Source organism: Serratia marcescens, from assembly GCF_029846115.1.
In the GTDB taxonomy this organism is placed as follows: Bacteria; Pseudomonadota; Gammaproteobacteria; order Enterobacterales; family Enterobacteriaceae; genus Serratia; species Serratia marcescens_L.
Map to the genome: position 1 here is coordinate 1,458,139 of NZ_JARVZZ010000001.1, position 19,365 is coordinate 1,477,503.

Consider the following 19,365-nt stretch of genomic DNA (forward strand, 5'->3'; position numbering starts at 1 on the left):
TATCTGCTTGAAAAACGGCGTTATAGTGAGTTTTACTGATTGATTGCGATATTAATAAAAAGGCGCAGCAAGCTGCGCCCTGATGTGCAGGCGGGGGCGATTACAGCGTTTTCAGCATGGTGACTTCGCAATCGACGTGGCCGGTGGCGCCCATCGCGTGGTCGATGTGTTCGAAGCCCAGGTGTTCGTACAGCGCAACGGCCTGCGTCAGGCTGGCGGTGGTCTCGAGGTAACAACAGCGGAAGCCGTGCTGGCGGGCGAAATCCAGCGCCTGCAGCGCCAGGCGTTTCGCCAATCCCTTGCCGCGCAACACCGGCAGGAAATACATCTTCTGCAATTCGCAAATATCGTCTGCGCCGCCCTGCAGCGGCGCGATGCCACCGCCACCGGCGACCTGGCCGTCCACCTCGATCACCCAGTAAGCGCTGCGCGGCAGGCTGTAGAGCTGATACAGGGCGTCCAGATTGGGATCGGAGACGGTATAGCCTTTATCCGCCGTCAGGCCGTGCTCGGCGGAGACTTCGCGAATGACGTGAGCAATGGCGGGATTATCTTCCGCCGTGATGGGGCGCACCAGCAGGCGCGCCGGGGTTGCTGTTGTCATGTTTACACTCGCCATTGAAAGAGACCACGTTCGTTTTTCATTTTTATCGCAGCACGAAACGCGCCGGGGGTTATTTCCCGGCGGCGTCCCTGCAGCAGTAATATCTTGTAATAACATCTAACCCGGCCCGGATGCAACGGCGATAAAAAAACAGCGGGGAAGACCCCGCTGTTTTTCAGGCGTTGGCATGAGCCGGTGGATTACAGCGCGGCAATGGTCGCCTGCTGTTCCTGCAGCTTCACTTTGCCTTCTTTGCAGGCCGCCAGACGATCGCGCTCTTTGGCGACCACCGCTTCCGGCGCGCGCGCCACGAAGCCTTCGTTCGCCAGCTTGCCTTCGATCGAGGCGATTTCCGCATCCAGTTTGCCCATCTCTTTCGCCAGGCGCGCGATCTCGGCGTCCTTGTCGATGAAACCGGCCATCGGGATCAGCAGCTCGGCGCCGTCCACCAGCTTGGTGACGGAGACCGGGCCTTTCTCACCGGCCGGCAGCAGCGCGATGGATTCCAGGCGCGCCAGACGGGCGATAAAGCTTTGGTTCTCCTGCACGCGGCGCTGGGCGTCGGCGCTGCAGTTGCGCAGCAGCACGTCGAGCGCTTTGCTAGGCGCGATGTTCATCTCGGCGCGGATGTTGCGCACGGCGATGATGGTTTGCTTGATCCACTCCAGATCGTTCAGCGCCTGCTCGTCTTCCAGCGCGGCGTCATAGGCCGGGAACGGCTGCAGCATGATGGTGTCTGCGGTCGTGCCGGTCAGCGGCTTCACGCGCTGCCAGATGGTCTCGGTGATGAACGGAATGATCGGGTGCGCCAGGCGCAGCAGCGCTTCCAGCACGGTGATCAGCGTGTGGCGGGTGCCGCGCTGTTCCGCTTCGCTGCCGTTGCTCACCACCGGCTTGGTCAGCTCCAGATACCAGTCGCAGAACTGGTTCCAGGTGAATTCGTACAGGATGTTGGCCGCCAGATCGAAGCGGTAAGTGTCCAGCGCTTCGCGGTAGGCTTTCACCGTGCGGTTGAATTCGGCCAGGATCCAGCGATCCGCCAGCGATAGCACTTTCTCGCCGCCGTTGAAGCCGCAGTCGTGCGCTTCGGTGTTCATCAGCACGAAGCGGCTGGCGTTCCACAGCTTGTTACAGAAGTTGCGGTAGCCTTCCAGGCGCTTCATGTCCCAGTTGATGTCGCGGCCGGTCGAGGCCAGCGCCGCCAGGGTGAAGCGCAGGGCGTCGGTGCCGTGCGGCTCGATACCGTTCGGGAACTGCTTCTCGGTGCGCTTGCGGATTTTCTCCGCCAGCTGCGGCTGCATCATGTTGCCGGTGCGTTTTTCCAGCAGGTCTTCCAGCGAGATGCCGTCGACCATGTCCAGCGGATCGATCACGTTGCCTTTCGACTTGGACATCTTCTGGCCTTCGTCGTCGCGGATCAGGCCGGTCATGTAGACGGTCTTGAACGGCACCTGCGGCTTGCCGTTTTCATCCTTGATGAAGTGCATGGTCAGCATGATCATGCGCGCGATCCAGAAGAAGATGATGTCGAAGCCGCTGACCATCACGCTGGTCGGGTGGAAGGTTTTCAGCGCGTCGGTCTGCTCCGGCCATCCCAGGGTAGAGAAGGTCCACAGGCCGGATGAGAACCAGGTGTCCAGCACGTCTTCGTCCTGGGTCAGCACCACGTCGGCGCCCAGGTTGTTCTCGCTGCGCACTTCTTCTTCGCTGCGGCCCACGTAGACTTTGCCGTTCACGTCATACCAGGCCGGGATGCGGTGGCCCCACCACAGCTGGCGCGAGATGCACCAGTCCTGAATGTCGCGCATCCAGCTGAAGTACATGTTTTCGTACTGCTTCGGCACGAACTCGATTTGGCCCTGTTCGACCGCTTCCACCGCCACTTTGGCCAGCGGCGCGGTGCGCACATACCATTGGTCGGTCAGCATCGGCTCGATCACCACGCCGCCGCGGTCGCCGTAAGGCACCGTCAGGTCGTGCGGTTTAACCTCGTCCAGCAGGCCCAGATTTTCGAAGGCGGCAACCACTGCTTTACGCGCCGCGAAGCGCTCCAGGCCACGGAACTCGGCCGGGATCTCGTTGCAGTAGTCGGTGCAGACTTCGCCCAGGGTGTTGAACACTTCCGCTTCCTGGCGTATGTCGCCGTCGAAGGTCAGAATGTTGATCATCGGCAGGCCGTGGCGTTTGCCGACTTCGTAGTCGTTGAAATCGTGCGCCGGGGTGATCTTCACGCAGCCGGTGCCTTTTTCCATATCGGCGTGTTCGTCGCCGACGATGCGGATGCGGCGGCCGACCAGCGGCAGAATGATCTCTTTGCCGATCAGGTCTTTATAGCGCGGATCTTCCGGGTTGACCGCCACGCCGGTATCGCCCAGCACGGTTTCCGGACGGGTGGTGGCGACCACCAGGTAGTCTTTGCCCTCGGCGGTTTTCGCGCCGTCGGCCAGCGGGTAGCGCAGGTGCCACATGGAACCTTTGGACTCGCGGTTTTCCACTTCCAGATCGGAGATGGCGGTGCGCAGCTTCGGATCCCAGTTCACCAGGCGCTTGCCGCGGTAGATCAGGTCTTCTTTGTGCAGACGGACAAACACTTCGCGCACCGCGTTCGACAGGCCTTCGTCCATGGTGAAGCGCTCGCGCTCCCAGTCCACGGAGTTGCCCAGACGGCGCATCTGGCGGGTGATGGTGCCGCCGGATTCCGCCTTCCACTGCCAGATTTTGTCGATGAACGCGTCACGGCCGTAGTCGTGGCGGGTTTTGCCTTCTTCCGCGGCGATCTTGCGCTCCACCACCATCTGGGTGGCGATGCCGGCGTGGTCGGTGCCCGCCTGCCACAGGGTGTTTTTACCCTGCATGCGCTGATAGCGGATCATGGTGTCCATGATGGTCTGCTGGAACGCGTGGCCCATGTGCAGGCTGCCGGTGACGTTTGGCGGCGGGATCATGATGCAGAAGCTTTCCTGGCTGGTGTCGCCGTTCGGCTTGAAGTAACCCTGATTCTCCCAGTGATCGTACAGCTTCTGTTCGATCTGTTTTGGGTCGTATGCGGTGTCGAGCTGACTGTTTGTCTTTTCCATTCTTTATCGTATTCAGTGAGTTGGCGGCGTAGCCGTGGTCAAATGGAAGCCGACGCTGCGATAGGCCTTGTAACGGTCGCGCGCCAACTGTTTCAGAGTGTCTTCGTAAGGAACGAAGTCTACCACTTCATGGAAAGCGGTAGCAAAATCGGCAAACTGCGGCAGCAGGGCGATCAGCAGATCGCGCGGGGCGTTGCCGCGCTTGCCGGGCCAGCACAGTTCCACCGGCGCGCCATAGTGCGGCCCTTCGCCGGCCAGGTTGTGCGGCACGAATTCATGCGGCTCGCGCTGCCACAGCGCTTCGTCCAGCCGCTGGGCCTGCTCCTGGCTCTCGCAGGCGATCAGCACCCGCTTGCCGGCGCGCCAGCGTTCGGCGGCAACGGCGCAGGCCACGGCCTCATGGGCGCTGAGCGCGCCTGACGGTTCCGCGTTGTCGAGCAAATAAAACGTCGCCTGTTTCATTAAAGATCCACCGCTGCCGATAAAAAAATGTAGGGGCACAGCATGCTGTGCCCCTTGGGATTATACCTGAATTACCGCTCAGATTTAATCGTCGCCGTTCAGGCCTGCACGGTTGAGCAAGAACTGAGACAGCAGCGCCACCGGGCGGCCGGTCGCGCCCTTGGCTTTACCGGAACGCCAGGCGGTGCCGGCGATATCCAGGTGCGCCCAGGTGTACTTGCGGGTGAAGCGCGACAGGAAGCAGGCGGCGGTGATGGCACCGCCAGGGCGGCCACCGATGTTCGCCATGTCGGCGAAGTTGGAGTCCAGCTGCTCGTAGTACTCGTCGGCCATCGGCAGGCGCCAGGCGCGGTCGCCGGCCTGCTCGGAAGCGCCCAGCAGCTCGTGCGCCAGCGGATTGTGGTTCGACATCAGGCCGGTGATGTGATGGCCCAAGGCGATCACGCAGGCGCCGGTCAGGGTGGCGATGTCGATCACCAGCTCCGGTTCGAAGCGCTCGACGTAGGTCAGGGTGTCGCACAGCACCAGGCGGCCTTCGGCGTCGGTGTTCAGCACCTCGACGGTCTGGCCGGACATGGTGGTCAGCACGTCGCCCGGACGATACGCACGGCCGCCCGGCATGTTTTCACAGCCGGCCAGCACGCCGATCACGTTCAGCGGTAGGTTCAGCTCCGCCACCACGCGCATCACGCCGTACACGGTCGCCGCGCCGCACATGTCGTATTTCATCTCGTCCATGCCGTCGGCCGGTTTGATCGAGATGCCGCCGGAGTCGAAGGTCAGCCCTTTGCCTACCAGCACGATCGGCTTAGCGTCCGGATTTGGGTTGCCCTTATATTCCATCACCGACATCAATGATTCGTTCTGCGAACCGGCGCCGACCGCCAGATAGGCGTTCATGCCCAGCTCTTTCATCTGCTGTTCGCCGATGACGCGGGTGGTGATGTGGGTGCTGAAGGCGTCCGCCAGCTGGCGGGCCTGCGAGGCCAGGTAGCCGGCGTTACAGATGTTCGGCGGCATGTTGCCGAGATCTTTGGCCGCCTTGATGCCGGAAGCCACCGCCAGGCCGTGCTGGATAGCGCGCTCGCCGCTGGTGAGCTCACGGCGGGTCGGCACGTTGAACACCATTTTGCGCAGCGGACGACGCGGCTCCACCTTGTTGCTTTTCAGCTGATCGAAGGTGTAGAGCGTCTCTTTGGCGGTTTCCACCGCCTGACGCACTTTCCAGTAGGTATTGCGGCCTTTCACGTGCAGCTCGGTCAGGAAGCAGACCGCTTCCATTGAGCCGGTGTCGTTGAGGGTATTGATGGTTTTCTGGATCACCTGCTTGTATTGGCGCTCATCGAGCTCGCGCTCTTTGCCGCAGCCGATCAGCAGGATGCGCTCGGAGAGAATGTTGGGCACATGGTGCAGTAGCAGCGTCTGCCCGACCTTGCCTTCCAGTTCGCCACGGCGCAGCAATGCGCTGATATAACCATCACTGATTTTGTCGAGTTGTTCTGCGATAGGGGACAGGCGGCGCGGTTCGAAAACGCCGACTACAATACAGGCACTGCGCTGTTTTTCCGGGCTACCGCTTTTTACACTGAACTCCATGCACTCTCCTGAATCTTAAAGACAAAGGCGGACGCTACGGCTAGAATAACCGACTCCGTAACGATCTCCTGCCATTTGAGTTAACGGATTATGTTAACCTGAACGGCATAAATTGCTCTGTTTTGGCGACTATAAGCAAGTTCCTATAGGACACCCAAACGGCTTGATGTTGTAATACTATTTTAGCTGTGAAGGTTGCCATATGATGAGAATAAATGGCGGATTAACGATGAAATTATCGATTTTCCTGCAAAAAGACAAGTTTTCACAGGCGTAATAAGCGTGATCATCATAAGATATCTGGTACGGGAAACGCTCAAGAGCCAAATCGCCATCCTGTTCATCCTGCTTCTGATCTTCTTTTGTCAGAACCTGGTCAGGGTGTTGGGCGACGCGGTGGACGGCAATATCCCGACAAACTTAGTACTCTCCCTGCTCGCGTTGGGCGTGCCGAAAATGGCGCAGCTCATCCTGCCTTTGAGCCTGTTTCTCGGCTTGCTGATGACGCTTGGGCGGTTGTATACCGAGAGCGAAATCACCGTTATGCACGCCTGCGGGCTGGGCAAACGCACCCTGATTATCGCCGCCATGATCCTGGCGCTGCTCACCTCTGCGGTCGCAGCGGTGAACGTGTTTTGGGCCGGCCCCTGGGCCTCGCGCTATCAGGACGTGGTGGTGAACGAAGCCAAGGCCAACCCGAGCATCGCCGGGCTGGCGGAAGGGCAGTTCAAACCCTCGCAGGACGGCAACGCGGTGCTGTTTATCGGCAACGTGAAGGGCAGCACCTTCAACGACGTGTTCCTGGCGCAGCTGCGGCCGAACGGCAACCAACGCCCGTCGGTGGTGGTGGCCGAGCACGGCAACATCGTGCAGCAGAAAGACGGCTCGCAGGTGGTGACGCTCGACAAGGGCACCCGCTTTGAAGGCACCGCGCTGCTGCGCGACTTCCGCATTACCGACTTCACCGACTACAAGGCGGTGATTGGCCACCGCACCGTGGCGGCGGACAACACCGAATCCGAACAGATGTCGATGCAGACGCTGTGGGAATCCGACGATCCGGACGCGCGCGCGGAGTTCCACTGGCGCCTGACGCTGGTGGTGTCGGTGGCGCTGATGGCGCTGCTGGTGGTGCCGCTCAGCGTGGTGAACCCGCGCCAGGGCCGCGTGCTGAGCATGCTGCCGGCCATCCTGCTGTATCTGATCTTCTTCCTGCTGCAGACCTCGCTGCGCTCCAACGCCGGCAAGGGCAAGCTGGATCCGATGCTGTGGCTGTGGCTGGTTAACGGCGTTTACTTCGCGATTGCGCTGGCGCTGAACCTGTGGGATACCGTGCCGATGCGCAAGCTGCGCGCACGCCTGAGAGGAGCGGCCTGATGTTTGGCGTATTAGACCGGTATATCGGTAAAACGATTTTCAACACCATCATCATGACGCTGTTCATGCTGGTGTCGCTGTCCGGCATCATCAAGTTCGTCGATCAGCTGCGCAAGGTCGGCCAGGGCGAATACACCGCGCTGAGCGCCGGCATGTACACCCTGCTGAGCGTACCAAAAGACATCGAGATCTTCTTCCCGATGGCGGCGCTGCTCGGTGCGCTGCTCGGCCTGGGCCAACTGGCGACGCGCAGCGAACTGGTGGTGATGCAGGCTTCCGGCTTCACCCGCATGCAGATCGCCGGCTCGGTGATGAAAACCGCCATTCCGCTGGTGCTGTTGACCATGGCGATCGGCGAGTGGGTGGCGCCGCAGGGCGAGCAGATGGCGCGCAACTACCGCGCCCAGCAGATGTACGGCGGCTCGCTGCTCTCCACCAAGAGCGGGCTGTGGGCGAAGGACGGCAACGACTTCATCTACATCGAGCGCGTCTCCGGCGACAAAGAACTCTCCGGCGTGAACATCTACCACTTCAACGACCAGCGTCGCCTCGAGACGGTGCGCTATGCCGCTACCGCCAGCTTCGAGAACGGCCTGTGGCAGCTTTCGCAGGTGGACACCTCGGATCTGACCAACCCGAAACAGGTGACCGGCACCCAGACGCTGACCGGCGAATGGAAAACCAACCTGACCCCGGACAAGCTGGGCGTGGTGGCGCTGGATCCGGATTCGCTCTCCATCAGCGGGCTGCACAACTACGTGAAGTACCTGAAGCAGAGCGGCCAGGAATCCAACCGTTACCAGCTCAACATGTGGAGCAAAATCTTCTCGCCGCTGTCGGTGGCGGTGATGATGCTGATGGCGCTGTCGTTCATCTTCGGCCCGCTGCGCAGCGTGCCGATGGGCATCCGCGTGGTGACCGGCATTAGCTTCGGCTTCCTGTTCTACGTGCTGGATCAGATCTTCGGCCCGCTGAGCATGGTATACAGCATGCCGCCGGTGCTGGGTGCGCTGCTGCCGAGCATGCTGTTCCTGCTGATCAGCGTGTATATGCTGCTCAAGCGCAAATAGCAGGGCAATCGGTAGTGAAGAAAGGCGTGGCCGTGGGGCCGCGCCTTTTTTGTGGGTGCGACATGCCTCCCGATAAAACCGTCCCCCGACCTGTCGCTTTTCGTCGTGCTATAGTCAACCCAGCGGCATGCGGATAGAGGGAGCGGGCAGTCAATGGAAGATGAATATAATCTCAGCAATATCATCGGCAAGCGCCTGGAAGCGGCACTTGGGGAGTTGGGCGATCTCCTGTGGGCGTATGTGGTGTTATCCAAAAAGGACATTGCCTGCATCTTTGGCGTCACCAACTACCCGAGTGACTGGGTAAAAAAGTATCAAGAACAGGGGTTACAGTACATTGATCCGGTGGTGCTTACCGCCCGCAACCGCCTGACTCCGTTCGCCTGGGACGAGCAAATCATGGCCGACGCGGGGCTGCACTTTCCCGAACTGTTCGAGCAGGCGCGCGAGTTTGGTGTGACGCACGGTTATACCTTCGTGCTGCACGATTATAACGATAACCTCGTCACGCTTTCCTTTGCCTTCAACCTTGAGCAGAGAGCGGAAGCCATCCCGGCGCTTATCGAACGTAAAGGTGAAATCTCGGTATTGCTGGCCTCGATACACGAGTCCTATCTGGCGCTGTCACGACTGTCAGAAAAAAACGCCGCAGCCCTGGAGAGCAACGCCCGCTTTACCGACAGGGAAAACGAAATTCTCTATTGGGCCAGCGTGGGTAAAACCTACCAGGAAACGGCGATGATCCTGGGCATAAAGACCGGCACCATCAAGTTTCATATGTCCAACGTCGTCAAAAAGCTGGGGGTAACGAATGCCCGACATGCCGTGCGCCTGGGGATGGAGCTTCGGCTGATTAAGCCGGTGGAATGACAGGTACGCTAGCCCACGGCTGCGCAGAACTCATCGGCCGGGGGACGTCTGAGAAGGTAGAAAATATCGGCTAGCAAACAGCGTCTTTCGATTCGGGAAATGACGAGCGTTAATTGGTATTGATTTGGCCGCGTGTCGGTTCACGTTGAGGACGTAATATAGAGTGCCTGCCCTGATCTCTGCAATATGAAATAATAACATGCATGAACTGATAAAGGTCTAGTAAGGGACTGCACTTTAGTCTAACTAGTTTTTCATTCCTTGAGGCGATACACTTCCCGGTAATATTTTGATAAAAATACAAAAAAAAACCTGACCGCGTAGGGCCAGGTTGCCAATATTGGCCAACACCAGGGAAAATTTTCTTGCACCATCTTAAAGCTATTAACTCCGCAGAGGCAAGCGATCTCAGCTGGTTTTTAGGCCTTGAGTGGCTATTTTGTTACGTATGTACGCTATTTTCTGGTGATTTTAGTTAGAAGCCTATCCAGCCGAAAATACCGTCTCTTTCTTAATGGCGTTATTCCACGCTTTTATTTCCTGTCTGATATTAACCAATGAAAAAATAGTGTTCACGGAATGTTACGTAACCTCATTCTTTATTCGCTGACACATGAGTATGCAATTATTTGCAGCATTGCCATTGCGGCTGGGGATTATTTTGTTTTTGATAGACGCTGGGTGAGACAGTGGTGATGGGGGAGGCCGGTGTGGCCAACGGCGTGGCGGACTCCTGAACTTGTTTCGCCAGTTGGGCGAGCGGTTCTGGCTACTGAGAGTGAGTGGCGCTCGGCACATGAGCCATCATTGCTTTGTGCAACGATGCTGGAATCTGGAATCGGACGGTATTACGCTGATCCTGGATGCTCATTGCAACAGCCTGTGGATGTAGCATGCTCATCATCACAGGGTTGTGAAGGGCGCGCAGCGGGAAGGCGGGGCGGGCAAACGCGCGTTGCGGCGGTTTTTTCGACACTTAACTCATTGAACAACGGATAAGTGTTGCGTGCTGGTCGCGGGAAGGTATAATTCACCCGTTTTCCGCATACTACTTCAGTGCCGAAGTGGCGAAATCGGTAGACGCAGTTGATTCAAAATCAACCGTAGAGATACGTGCCGGTTCGAGTCCGGCCTTCGGCACCATTAGTATGTAAATAGACCTCAACTGAGGTCTTTTTTTATGCCTAAAATCCAGTCCCCGCAAGGCTCCTCTCGCTTTTTCAGTCAACATAAGTCAACCTGATTCAATCTACATCAACTTACTGATGCGGGTACAAATGTGGGTATAACCCGGTTCGATAATGTTTGTACCCACACAGAACCCTTGAAAGGATACTCAACATGGCTCTGAGTGATGTAAAGGTTCGTACGGCTAAGCCTGAAGAAAAAGCCTATAAACTTACTGACGGTGAAGGCATGGTATTGCTGGTTCACCCTAACGGCTCGAAATACTGGCGGTTACGCTATCGCTTCGGTGGTAAAGAAAAGATGCTGGCATTGGGGAAATACCCTGAAGTGTCGCTGGCGGATGCAAGGGCACGACGTGACGATGCGCGTAAGCAGTTAGCTAATGGCATGGATCCCAGTGAGAGCAAGAAAGCCGTTAAGGTAGAGCAGGAGCAAGAGGCGATAACGTTTGAAGTGGTAGCCAGAGACTGGCACGCCAGCAATCAAAAGTGGTCTGAGTCGCATCGTGGCCGTGTTCTTAAAAGTCTGGAAGATAATTTGTTCGATGCGATTGGTAAGCGAAGTATCGCAGAGTTAAAAACCCGAGATCTGCTTACACCGATTAAAGCCGTAGAGATGTCTGGACGTCTTGAGGTGGCAGCGCGTCTACAACAACGAACAACAGCAATTATGCGATTTGCCGTGCAGAGCGGTTTAATCGATTACAACCCCGCACAAGAGATCGCTGGAGCGGTTGCTACAGCTAAGCGACAGCATCGCGCTGCGTTAGAACTTAATCGCATTCCTGAACTACTTCATCGAATTGATACCTACACTGGCAGACCTCTCACTCGACTGGCGGTGGAACTAACGCTATTAGTATTCATACGATCTAGTGAACTGCGTTTCGCACGCTGGTCAGAAGTAGATTTTGAAACTGCTATGTGGACGATTCCGGGGGAGCGTGATCCGCTTGAAGGTGTGAAGCATTCACATCGAGGATCAAAGATGCGTACTCCTCATCTTGTTCCTTTATCGCAGCAAGCTCTCGCCATTCTAGAAAAGATCAAAAGCATGAGTGGAAACCGTGAGCTGATTTTCGTTGGTGACCATGATCCACGTAAACCGATGAGTGAGAACACGGTTAATAAATCACTACGAGTAATGGGCTACGATACGAAGGTGGAAGTTTGTGGTCACGGTTTTAGAACAATGGCTTGTAGTTCATTGATTGAGTCGGGATTGTGGTCGAAGGATGCGGTAGAGCGGCAGATGAGTCACCAGGAACGTAACTCTGTGCGTGCGGCTTATATTCATAAGGCCGAGCACTTAGGGGAGCGGAGGCTGATGGTGCAATGGTGGGCTGATTATCTGGATGCTAATCGGGAGAAGGGGGTGAGTCCGTTCGATTTTGGGAAAGTTGGCACTTTGAGAAAATAGATTTTCGAATAACATCACAAGGATGTGGGATGGGAAAGCTTGAGGTGTAGTAATTAACAATTTGATTAACTGCGGGAGGGTTACAGCAAAAATAGCTTGCGGCTTCATTTTGATTCAGTGATGTTTACTGCTCATAAAGTGATTAGATCAACATTATTAAAGACAAGACATTATGGATAAAGCAGAAGTCAGAGTAAGGAATTGTTGGGTTGAAACTGACCTTGAAGATTTTGAGCGGAGGGTGGAGGGCATCTCACGGGAAAAATATCCTGAATTACGATGTATTGCCTGTGAAAAGCCCGTACATGATAGTGGTTTAGTAACACCTAATGCCGAGTATAGTCCTAGGTTTACTCATTCAACCCCACCACCAATTGGCGAATTTTGCCCACTAAGTTCTAAATGCGGTCGACGGTTACGGTTATTGCCGTATAAAAATGCATTAATTGAACCGCGCCCATTAAGCCAACCGCAGCAACATGAAAAAATTTTGAAGCCATGACCCTAACCTAACCACCGCCGTAACTTGGACCAAATGGTCTCTCTCTTCCCCGTCGCCATAGCAGGCCCATTGGTAGGCTTCGGTTTCAACTCTTTCAGGTCCCCAGAGGATTCAATCTGCGAGTAGTAGCGCGCCTTCGCTGCTTTGTCGCGACGCTTCTCTGCATCAATCTGAGCTTTGTCCCAAGGCCCAGCCTCTACCACTCGATTACCTTGAATCACATAGTGCGATCGACAGGGTAAATTCCAGTTGCCGACCGATGGCCAAAGCGAAATTGCTTCGCCATCAAAGGTTAGCCTCCAGTCCGTTGGAGTCAGAGGTGTCACTACTTCAAGGCCACAGCCACAACAGCAACTGTGGACCACGGTACCGTATTCCATTGAAACGTACAAAATGCCAGGTTCAAGTATACGCGGTACCCCCTTTACAAAGCTGGGGGTAAGCTGGTTATGACGAATCATAGCGAGTCACCATTCAGCAGCATATTTCCGTCGGTCGTATAGGAACAGTGATGTTCGTTTTCTAAGTCACGATAAAAGCCGAGGAGTTTCTTCCATTTAATTACGGCAAGTGCCGCGTTCATCATATTTAGTTCTGCGACTTGGATATTTGACGCGTAAAGATTTTCTGCTCCCCCACCTTCGAAAGACACGCGCTTGCGAATGTGATCGCGCTTATTTGGGGTACTTGCCGTCACACGGAGAATGCCACCAAGCGAGCCGTTTACCAGCTCGAGGCCCATTCCCACGTCTACGAAGGATACTCCCATATCCTCTAGCTTCTGCACAGCCAGGCGCTTCGGCTCGCCAGCGTCCATGCAAAGGAAAGCGAAGTTGATTCCATCCAGAAGGTTGAGGTTATCTATGTCCATCTGCACCGCATGTGGCACGATATGGCGATGCATCTTACTGTAGATACTCGCTAGGTAATCCACCTTCTTTGGTACCTCACGGAGAGTGTCTATCGACGGTGCGCCTGGCGCACGAAAAGCGTTGTGTTGAAGAAAATCATCACCGTCGATGAGACGTATCTCGCTCACTGGTGTTTTCGCCAACTGGTCCAGCACATAGGATCCTGTTCCACCAGTACCAAGGATAGCAATACGTTGACCTTCAAGTCGTGCGGTCAACGCCCCTATTCCCACCCGATCTGAAGCAGTTTCCAGATAGTTAAATACACAGCCATCCTCCTCGTCGGGATTTTTAAACACACGTGGAGTAGCGTCAGGTCTGAGGATAGCTGCATGGCCAGAAATGATTGTCGCGTACGTCGTCATCTTCTGATGATAATCGCTGTAACCCTCTGGCCCGGGTTTACTGGAGAACATGTGCTGAGCACTTAACCCATGCCCCAGATCCACCGCTACGCTCTGATGTGCAATAGCTTGGATGGGCGTACCCTGGGATGTGCACGGATAGTCTCCATCGAAGTGAATCGTGTGCGGTTCTGGTTTTTGAGTAACGTTTCCAGACATGCAAAGGCTTGAGATGAGTGTGCCGGTCTTAACTTCCAACTGCGCGTTAACGTACGGCACTTCACGCATTACCAAGAAGCCACCCACGATTTGGACGTAGTATCCTTCCTCACGCAAGCGCTTAAGGTCACTATTAAGACTGAATGGTGCGGCTGACATTGATTACGCTCCCATTTTTTACTTCAACAAAGCCACCAGCGGCCAATTCACCACTATGTGGCTTTGAGGCCACGCCGCGATATGTAATTGAGTACACAATCTCAGGTGCTGGAGCTTCACCTGGGTAAGCGATAGCGACTAACTGCTCGAAAGTTTGGTGACTATCACATACCTGGACTTCACGGCCATTGACTACGATGTCAATCTTCGGTTTGCGCTTTGGCGCAGTGATGAAGTGCTCAACTCCCGGGGCGGTAAGATCTACGGCCTCGTTCGGTTCAATCTGACGATCGTTTCCACCACGAATAACCATGAAAACGGCATCTCCGTCACTGGGTTTCGCCAGGTCGTATAACGCGGAGCCTGTAATTGCGGGCTTGCCCCATGATACTTGACTCTCATTAATAGTCAGTTTGAAATCGCGATCGGTCTGGAAGGCCACAAAGCGCTCTGCGCCACGACCGCGTAAATCGAAGGTTTCATCAAGGCGCAAGTCTTCGAAATCCCCCGTTTCCAGAATGGCAAACAGGCTATAATCATCATTTGCACGTAGACCAGCAGCAATCAGTATCTGACGACCCAGTGGCACAGGATCATTGACTTCGATTGCGCGAAAAACCAGGTTTTCCTGTGCGAACAGGATGCGGTAGGTGCGTGCCGAACGCAGAGCACGGCCTTCGCGAATCGCTTCTCCTACATCGTCAATATCGTTTATATTTTCAGTATTCATTTTGCATCACCTTTTGAGTTTGGCCAGACGATGTCTGGCTCTACTACTCAATCGATGCAGGTCAATCAGACCGGTAAATTTTTTTTAGATTTTTTTGAAGTACGCCTGCAGGAGTCAATCCGCAGACAAAAAATGCCGGGCAGGAGGGGCATACTCGAGATGATGACTCTGCTGGAAAGACTCCTTTAACTATTGAGTCAAGGGTAGTAAGAATTTTTTTATACCTATTATCCAACTGCTTAGCGGTCAGATCGATTGGGGTCACTGTTTGGTCAGAAAGGTGTACTAACTCCACTATCGCATCTGGAAAAGCCTGCCGTGCTGCGAGTACAAAGGCAGCCGCGCCTAAGTCAGATTCTTCTTTATCTCTTTTATGTCCTGTCCTCACCCGGCGAAATGTTTTACGTCCATCTGGATGAACCAATACATCGTCAGGTTTTATGGTGATAGAGGTTTCCCCAAGCTTCATTGTGAAGGCACAGGTTGCTTCAGAGTTGTGGCTTTCCCTGATCGAAGCGAAATAGCTAACCATGCCAATAGCTAGTGATTTAAATTCAGGAGCGTAACCGTGTTCAGCTAGGCCTTCGACAGTAAATGCCTGCGTGACCCTGTCTTCTATGTCCGTTATTTTTACGGGCGCAGTGTTGACCAACTCTTGGAATACATTGCGAACAGCATCGTGCATCTTTAGGAATGGCGTTGGAGTACGTCGTCCTCCAATTTGGAGAATGTGCGTATAGAAGAAACGGCGAGGGCAGGACTCATACAGGGAAATCTGAGCACCACTTAGAACTAGGTCTCCGCTGACAACCCAATCCACAGGTAATGACTCGGGCTTTTCGATTACCGCATGTAGAGGCTCCACGTTATTTTGAACCAAGCTGGACCCTATACGGTTTAAAAAGTCGGATAACTTTCGGGTGCTGCCAGCAGCGTTCCGCGTAGTAGCATAGAGAAATAGCCGATCTTCAGCTCTGGACAAGGCAACGTAGAATAAGCATTCTCTCTCCGCCTTATATTCCAGATTAAATTGCTCCTTGGCGTTGGACTCACCACCTGCAATCATGCCATTGGGTGGTGGGCAAACCTGCTTCTGCGGATTACCGGGTAAAGTGTCTGCGTTCATGCCGGGTACGTGAATCACAGGGAATTCGAGCCCCTTTGCTCCATGAATGGTCATGAGGCGCACTGCATCAATGCTTTGTGCTGCCGCCGGAAGCTGCCGAAGATCGCGATCATCCCCTAGCCGAACCAAACGGCGGATGCGATCTAATGTGCGAGTGATAAATGCCCCTTCACCGCTGGATGGTTGTGCTCGTAAAAAATTGAGCAACTGCCAAGTTGCAATACATTGGGAGCGGACACTGCAGTCTGTTGATGTTGCCATACGGGCCGCGATTCGCGTCCTGTCTAAAAGTACAGTTGCCAGTACGCTCCAGGGGGAGTCATTTGCGCTAAGACCTCTCAGTGTTTTGGCAAGCCGATCTAAGGCTGTGCGCCCATTGTCTGAGATTTGAAAGTCATCGATTTTGGTTTTCCAGTCACTTCCGGTTTCATCTTCCCGTAAATGTGTAAGGATACTGCCAACATCATCCAGTGACATCGTAAACTCAGGCAGGCAAGCTATTCGCACCAAGCCCATTGCACGACGATCTACTAAGAGGGAGAGCAGCGTCAGCCAATCCTTAATCTCGGGACGCTCAAATACACTTCCCAAATAAAGTACAGGGATGCCTAAGAGCTCAAGCTGTTGGCCGATTTCTGAGAGCTTCTCATTACCTGTGCACAGGATTGCCTGATCACTGTATTTGTAACCAGAGTCCAGCATCTCCTTTATCGCGTCCGCAATAGAGGGTATTTGAAGAAGTCCTTGATCCACGCAACGCAGCTCAGTTTTCTGGGCATCACTTGTCCGTTCTGCGCATAAACCGCTGTCAGCATCCCCTACAGCCATATTCAGTGCAAAATTTGAAAACGCCGACACTATTTCGGGTACGGAGCGGTAGTTCATTTTTAAACGATATCGCAACCCGCCAGGGAAATCCTCATTCCCAAAACGAATCATGTTGAACGACGAAGCGCCTCTGAAGCGATAGATTGACTGCTTAGCGTCTCCAACCACCCACAAGTTTTCGCCATCGCCACAAAGGGCTTTTAGCAGTCGTACGCTACTATGGTTCACATCCTGATATTCATCGACTAGAACGTGCTCATAAGTGGATTGGATGTGAGATCGAATGGCTTCATTTTCTTCAAGAAGCTTCACTGGCAATGAAACCAGGTCCCCAAAGTCAACGCATCGAGCCTGCCTTTTAAGGGTTTCGTAAGTAGCGTATACCCTGGCGACTTCAATGGCTTTTTCTGCCGTTGCTATATCTTCAATCCCAACAGCTCTATCGCGCATGGCCTGTGCCAACGCGAGGTAGGTATTTGCATCGACTACCTCGTCCTTGGCACGCGAGATGCCGGTGAGGATGTCAGCAATAATCCGAGTTGGATCGTAAAGATTGCGATAGTGAACCAGATCTAATATGGGAAACTCATGCTCCAGCAGTTCTACTGCTTCCGTCCGGTCCAGCAGCCGAGGATCGAGCGGCAGATTCAGTTCGTCGTGGAATCGACGAATCAGATCGAGGCCGAATGAGTGGAAAGTGCCAATCCACATTGCAGCCGCAGATTCCGCGTCAACGCGAGCGATCCTTTCAGCCATTTCTCCCGCAGCTTTGTTAGAGAAAGTCAGCAAAAGGATTTTTCGTGGATCTACGCCATCGGCAAGCAATCCTTTTACCCGTCCCACTAAAGTCTGAGTCTTGCCCGTACCAGGCCCGGCCTCAAGCAGAAAGGCGGGGCCTCGATGGGCGGCGGCTTTCTCCTGCTCAGCGTTCAATGGGTATTCAATTGCGGGCTTTGTATCTTCAGGTAAAGGTGGGGGGAGTAACAATGCATCAAAGATCTGTTGCGCAACCACATCGAATGGCGCACCAAGCTTCTCTGCAATACTTAACGCACTTATCCCATCCAGATAAAGCGTTTTTACTACATGCCGGGGAAGCAGAAACTCACGCGCAAATAGATCCATTTGGACCTCTCGACGCTGCCTGCGACTATAGTCTACAACCCGCTCAGCCCCCATCGGAGAAGCTTCTGAGGTTCTTGTTGGGTCTATAGTATAACCTTGGTCATCCTCTTCAATGCCGTCGCCAAGTTCAGCGTGACCGATTTCATGGGCAACTAGGAACGCTTGTTCAAAAAGGGTTGTGCATTTTTCGTGGAGAATGAACTTCTCCATTGGGAAGAAACGTGCTCGCGCGCCTCTGAGGCTGGGTGAGCCTTTCTTTGTGCTCTCTACGTCAAAGCCTCTTCTGTCCGCCTCTGCAACAGCAAACTCGTATGGTCTCCATGGGTCATGTCCGGAAGCTACAGCTTGATCATGTAGAACAGCAGCGGCCTCGCGGGCCAATTCCACGGCTTGCACGTTAAATGTCCTCTTCTATTAAGGTAGCGATATCTTCTTCAGACAAATCAGCATCTCGAAGGAGTTGTTCGAACGTAATCTTCTGCACATTGCACGGTTTTCCGTCGGACTTATAACTTCCTGCAACCGCCATGGGTGGCTGTTCAAGTGAGGTTGTGAGCTGCTGTACACTGCTTTGCAGCAGTTCAGCGAATCTGCTTAAAAATCGCTGAGGAATAGATCCGGGAGCTACGGTTCGCTCCCTAAATGCCATGACTACCTGTCGAGGTAAGTTTAGTGTTTTGGAGATATCACGCATTTTTTGAACTGAGAGATCAGCGAATGGATCTATCATCGTTTTTCCTGGAGCATTTTGGATGCGTGTGACGGCCGAACTGATCAAGCAGCGATCATATTCAGATAGCGGTTCCTCATCCTCTGCTAATGTTCTTGCCATTTCACGAGATAGATCGATGATTTCATTGGAAAATGCTGGATATGCAGTAAGATATTTTTGCAAGGTTGCTGTACCTACATCATGCTCTATAGAGAATGACTCTAGTACCTCTTCCAGGGATGCTTGAGGTGAAAGTCCTGTCATCATAGGTCCCCTTGAAGCAGTATACGAAGACTTGCGAGTGCCTTCTTTTTTTGATTACGAATGGTCTTCTCAACCTTATCGAGTGCCCTGGAAATAGTCACCTCATTTGGGTCAATCGAGTCTATTGGAATATCTAATCGGGTCATTTCAATGATTCTCTGCTGTAATTCAGGTAGAGTCTCAATCGCTGCATCAAGCCTACAACGGTAACGATAATTGTCGATATCTGTTGCCTCAAAAGGATCATACCCCTCAGATGTAGTCTCAACTTCTGGATTAAGGTCGGCCGAATCATCATCAAACCCCAAATCGGTATTTCTATTCTCAGCCCGATAAAATTTCCTTTGAGCGTCTTTTTTTAATCTCGATAAAGCCAGATCAAAACGCACTTCGAACATGTCCAATCGTTCCTCGTAGCCTGCTTTGTCGATCATAAGCATCTCAATGAAGCGGTCATACACACCTTCTCGGATGTCGCTATTTGTCATTGATACGGTATTTCCGCCTTGGCTTTGGGATCTCGGAAGCTTCCTAAGTATTCGTTCTGAAAGAACCTTGAAGAGCTGTTCAAAAAGGGATGGGTTAGTTGATGCGCAGCGTCGGACGTAGTAAAGAAGACATTCGATGGGAACGTATTGCGGATGTGTCCTACTCTGCCGACACAGCTCTACCAGATCTCCATCTGAAACAGAGCTAAGTTCCACCAACCTGATTTCATTTTCAGGTATACGTGTGTAAGGTTTTCCAGCCTCAGTTTTTTTTTGAAGAGGAACGATCAATGC

14 protein-coding genes and 1 tRNA gene are annotated in these 19,365 nt (G+C 53.9%); 5 read left to right on the forward strand and 10 right to left on the reverse strand.

Annotated features, from left to right (window positions below; all coding sequences use genetic code 11):
- Positions 1–100 precede the first annotated feature (100 nt).
- From QDT79_RS06720 to pepA, 4 genes are all read right to left on the reverse strand, one after another.
- Positions 101–604 carry a GNAT family N-acetyltransferase gene (locus QDT79_RS06720; protein ID WP_004933360.1) on the reverse strand — a complete coding sequence of 168 codons (504 nt, stop codon included), beginning with the start codon at positions 602–604 and terminating at the stop codon, positions 101–103.
- 200 nt (positions 605–804) lie between these two features.
- Complete coding sequence (locus QDT79_RS06725) at positions 805–3,681, reverse strand: valine--tRNA ligase (RefSeq protein WP_107226659.1); 2,877 nt, start codon at positions 3,679–3,681, stop codon at positions 805–807.
- 12 nt (positions 3,682–3,693) lie between these two features.
- Positions 3,694–4,143 carry a DNA polymerase III subunit chi gene (locus tag QDT79_RS06730; RefSeq protein WP_019453292.1) on the reverse strand — a complete coding sequence of 150 codons (450 nt, stop codon included), beginning with the start codon at positions 4,141–4,143 and terminating at the stop codon, positions 3,694–3,696.
- A gap of 84 nt (positions 4,144–4,227) precedes the next feature.
- Positions 4,228–5,739, reverse strand: coding sequence for a leucyl aminopeptidase (gene pepA / locus QDT79_RS06735; RefSeq protein ID WP_033636874.1), 1,512 nt, complete (start codon positions 5,737–5,739; stop codon positions 4,228–4,230).
- 282 nt (positions 5,740–6,021) lie between these two features.
- Between pepA and lptF the strand changes: the two genes are divergently transcribed.
- The 5 genes from lptF to QDT79_RS06760 all read left to right on the forward strand — a co-directional run bounded on the left by lptF (position 6,022) and on the right by QDT79_RS06760 (position 11,663).
- A complete protein-coding gene (gene lptF / locus QDT79_RS06740; RefSeq protein ID WP_044029829.1) occupies positions 6,022–7,116 on the forward strand; it encodes an LPS export ABC transporter permease LptF in 1,095 nt (364 codons plus the stop codon).
- Positions 7,116–8,186 carry an LPS export ABC transporter permease LptG gene (gene lptG / locus QDT79_RS06745; protein WP_107226660.1) on the forward strand — a complete coding sequence of 357 codons (1,071 nt, stop codon included), beginning with the start codon at positions 7,116–7,118 and terminating at the stop codon, positions 8,184–8,186. Before lptF ends, lptG begins: the two co-directional genes overlap by 1 nt.
- Positions 8,187–8,339: 153 nt before the next feature.
- Entirely contained in the window at positions 8,340–9,056 is a 717-nt protein-coding gene (locus QDT79_RS06750; RefSeq protein WP_107226661.1) for a LuxR family transcriptional regulator, read from the forward strand.
- A 1,058-nt stretch (positions 9,057–10,114) separates the two neighbouring features.
- Positions 10,115–10,199 (forward strand) — tRNA-Leu (locus QDT79_RS06755).
- A 198-nt stretch (positions 10,200–10,397) separates the two neighbouring features.
- A complete protein-coding gene (locus QDT79_RS06760; protein ID WP_308316314.1) occupies positions 10,398–11,663 on the forward strand; it encodes a tyrosine-type recombinase/integrase in 1,266 nt (421 codons plus the stop codon).
- Between the two features lie 504 nt (positions 11,664–12,167).
- Here QDT79_RS06760 and QDT79_RS06765 read toward each other — a convergent pair.
- The 6 genes from QDT79_RS06765 to QDT79_RS06790 form a co-directional block, all read right to left on the reverse strand.
- Positions 12,168–12,626, reverse strand: coding sequence for a ubiquitination-like system serine protease family protein (locus tag QDT79_RS06765; protein WP_261138089.1), 459 nt, complete (start codon positions 12,624–12,626; stop codon positions 12,168–12,170).
- Positions 12,623–13,798: a ThiF family adenylyltransferase gene (locus QDT79_RS06770; RefSeq protein WP_261138086.1), complete on the reverse strand. Its 1,176-nt coding sequence runs from the start codon at positions 13,796–13,798 to the stop codon at positions 12,623–12,625. Before QDT79_RS06770 ends, QDT79_RS06765 begins: the two co-directional genes overlap by 4 nt.
- On the reverse strand, positions 13,773–14,528 hold the full coding sequence (locus QDT79_RS06775) for a multiubiquitin domain-containing protein (protein WP_308316315.1): 756 nt from the start codon (positions 14,526–14,528) through the stop codon (positions 13,773–13,775). Before QDT79_RS06775 ends, QDT79_RS06770 begins: the two co-directional genes overlap by 26 nt.
- Before the next feature lie 61 nt (positions 14,529–14,589).
- Complete coding sequence (locus QDT79_RS06780) at positions 14,590–17,994, reverse strand: UvrD-helicase domain-containing protein (RefSeq protein WP_308316316.1); 3,405 nt, start codon at positions 17,992–17,994, stop codon at positions 14,590–14,592.
- A gap of 10 nt (positions 17,995–18,004) precedes the next feature.
- Positions 18,005–18,586 (reverse strand): hypothetical protein, encoded by a 582-nt coding sequence (locus QDT79_RS06785; RefSeq protein ID WP_261138082.1) that lies wholly within the window; start codon positions 18,584–18,586, stop codon positions 18,005–18,007.
- The gene (locus tag QDT79_RS06790) at positions 18,583–19,362 is read right to left on the reverse strand and encodes an RNA polymerase sigma factor (protein WP_261138081.1); all 780 of its coding nucleotides are present in this window, start codon (positions 19,360–19,362) and stop codon (positions 18,583–18,585) included. Before QDT79_RS06790 ends, QDT79_RS06785 begins: the two co-directional genes overlap by 4 nt.
- Between the last annotated feature and the right edge of the window lie 3 nt (positions 19,363–19,365).

What these genes read in the sequence shown, in the direction of transcription:
- QDT79_RS06720 (WP_004933360.1), bottom strand. Translation starts at nt 604, where the DNA reads ATGACAACAGCAACCCCGGCGCGCCTGCTGGTGCGCCCCATCACGGCG.
- QDT79_RS06725 (WP_107226659.1), bottom strand. Translation starts at nt 3,681, where the DNA reads ATGGAAAAGACAAACAGTCAGCTCGACACCGCATACGACCCAAAACAG.
- QDT79_RS06730 (WP_019453292.1), bottom strand. Translation starts at nt 4,143, where the DNA reads ATGAAACAGGCGACGTTTTATTTGCTCGACAACGCGGAACCGTCAGGC.
- pepA (WP_033636874.1), bottom strand. Translation starts at nt 5,739, where the DNA reads ATGGAGTTCAGTGTAAAAAGCGGTAGCCCGGAAAAACAGCGCAGTGCC.
- lptG (WP_107226660.1), top strand. Translation starts at nt 7,116, where the DNA reads ATGTTTGGCGTATTAGACCGGTATATCGGTAAAACGATTTTCAACACC.
- QDT79_RS06750 (WP_107226661.1), top strand. Translation starts at nt 8,340, where the DNA reads ATGGAAGATGAATATAATCTCAGCAATATCATCGGCAAGCGCCTGGAA.
- QDT79_RS06760 (WP_308316314.1), top strand. Translation starts at nt 10,398, where the DNA reads ATGGCTCTGAGTGATGTAAAGGTTCGTACGGCTAAGCCTGAAGAAAAA.
- QDT79_RS06765 (WP_261138089.1), bottom strand. Translation starts at nt 12,626, where the DNA reads ATGATTCGTCATAACCAGCTTACCCCCAGCTTTGTAAAGGGGGTACCG.
- QDT79_RS06770 (WP_261138086.1), bottom strand. Translation starts at nt 13,798, where the DNA reads ATGTCAGCCGCACCATTCAGTCTTAATAGTGACCTTAAGCGCTTGCGT.
- QDT79_RS06775 (WP_308316315.1), bottom strand. Translation starts at nt 14,528, where the DNA reads ATGAATACTGAAAATATAAACGATATTGACGATGTAGGAGAAGCGATT.
- QDT79_RS06785 (WP_261138082.1), bottom strand. Translation starts at nt 18,586, where the DNA reads ATGATGACAGGACTTTCACCTCAAGCATCCCTGGAAGAGGTACTAGAG.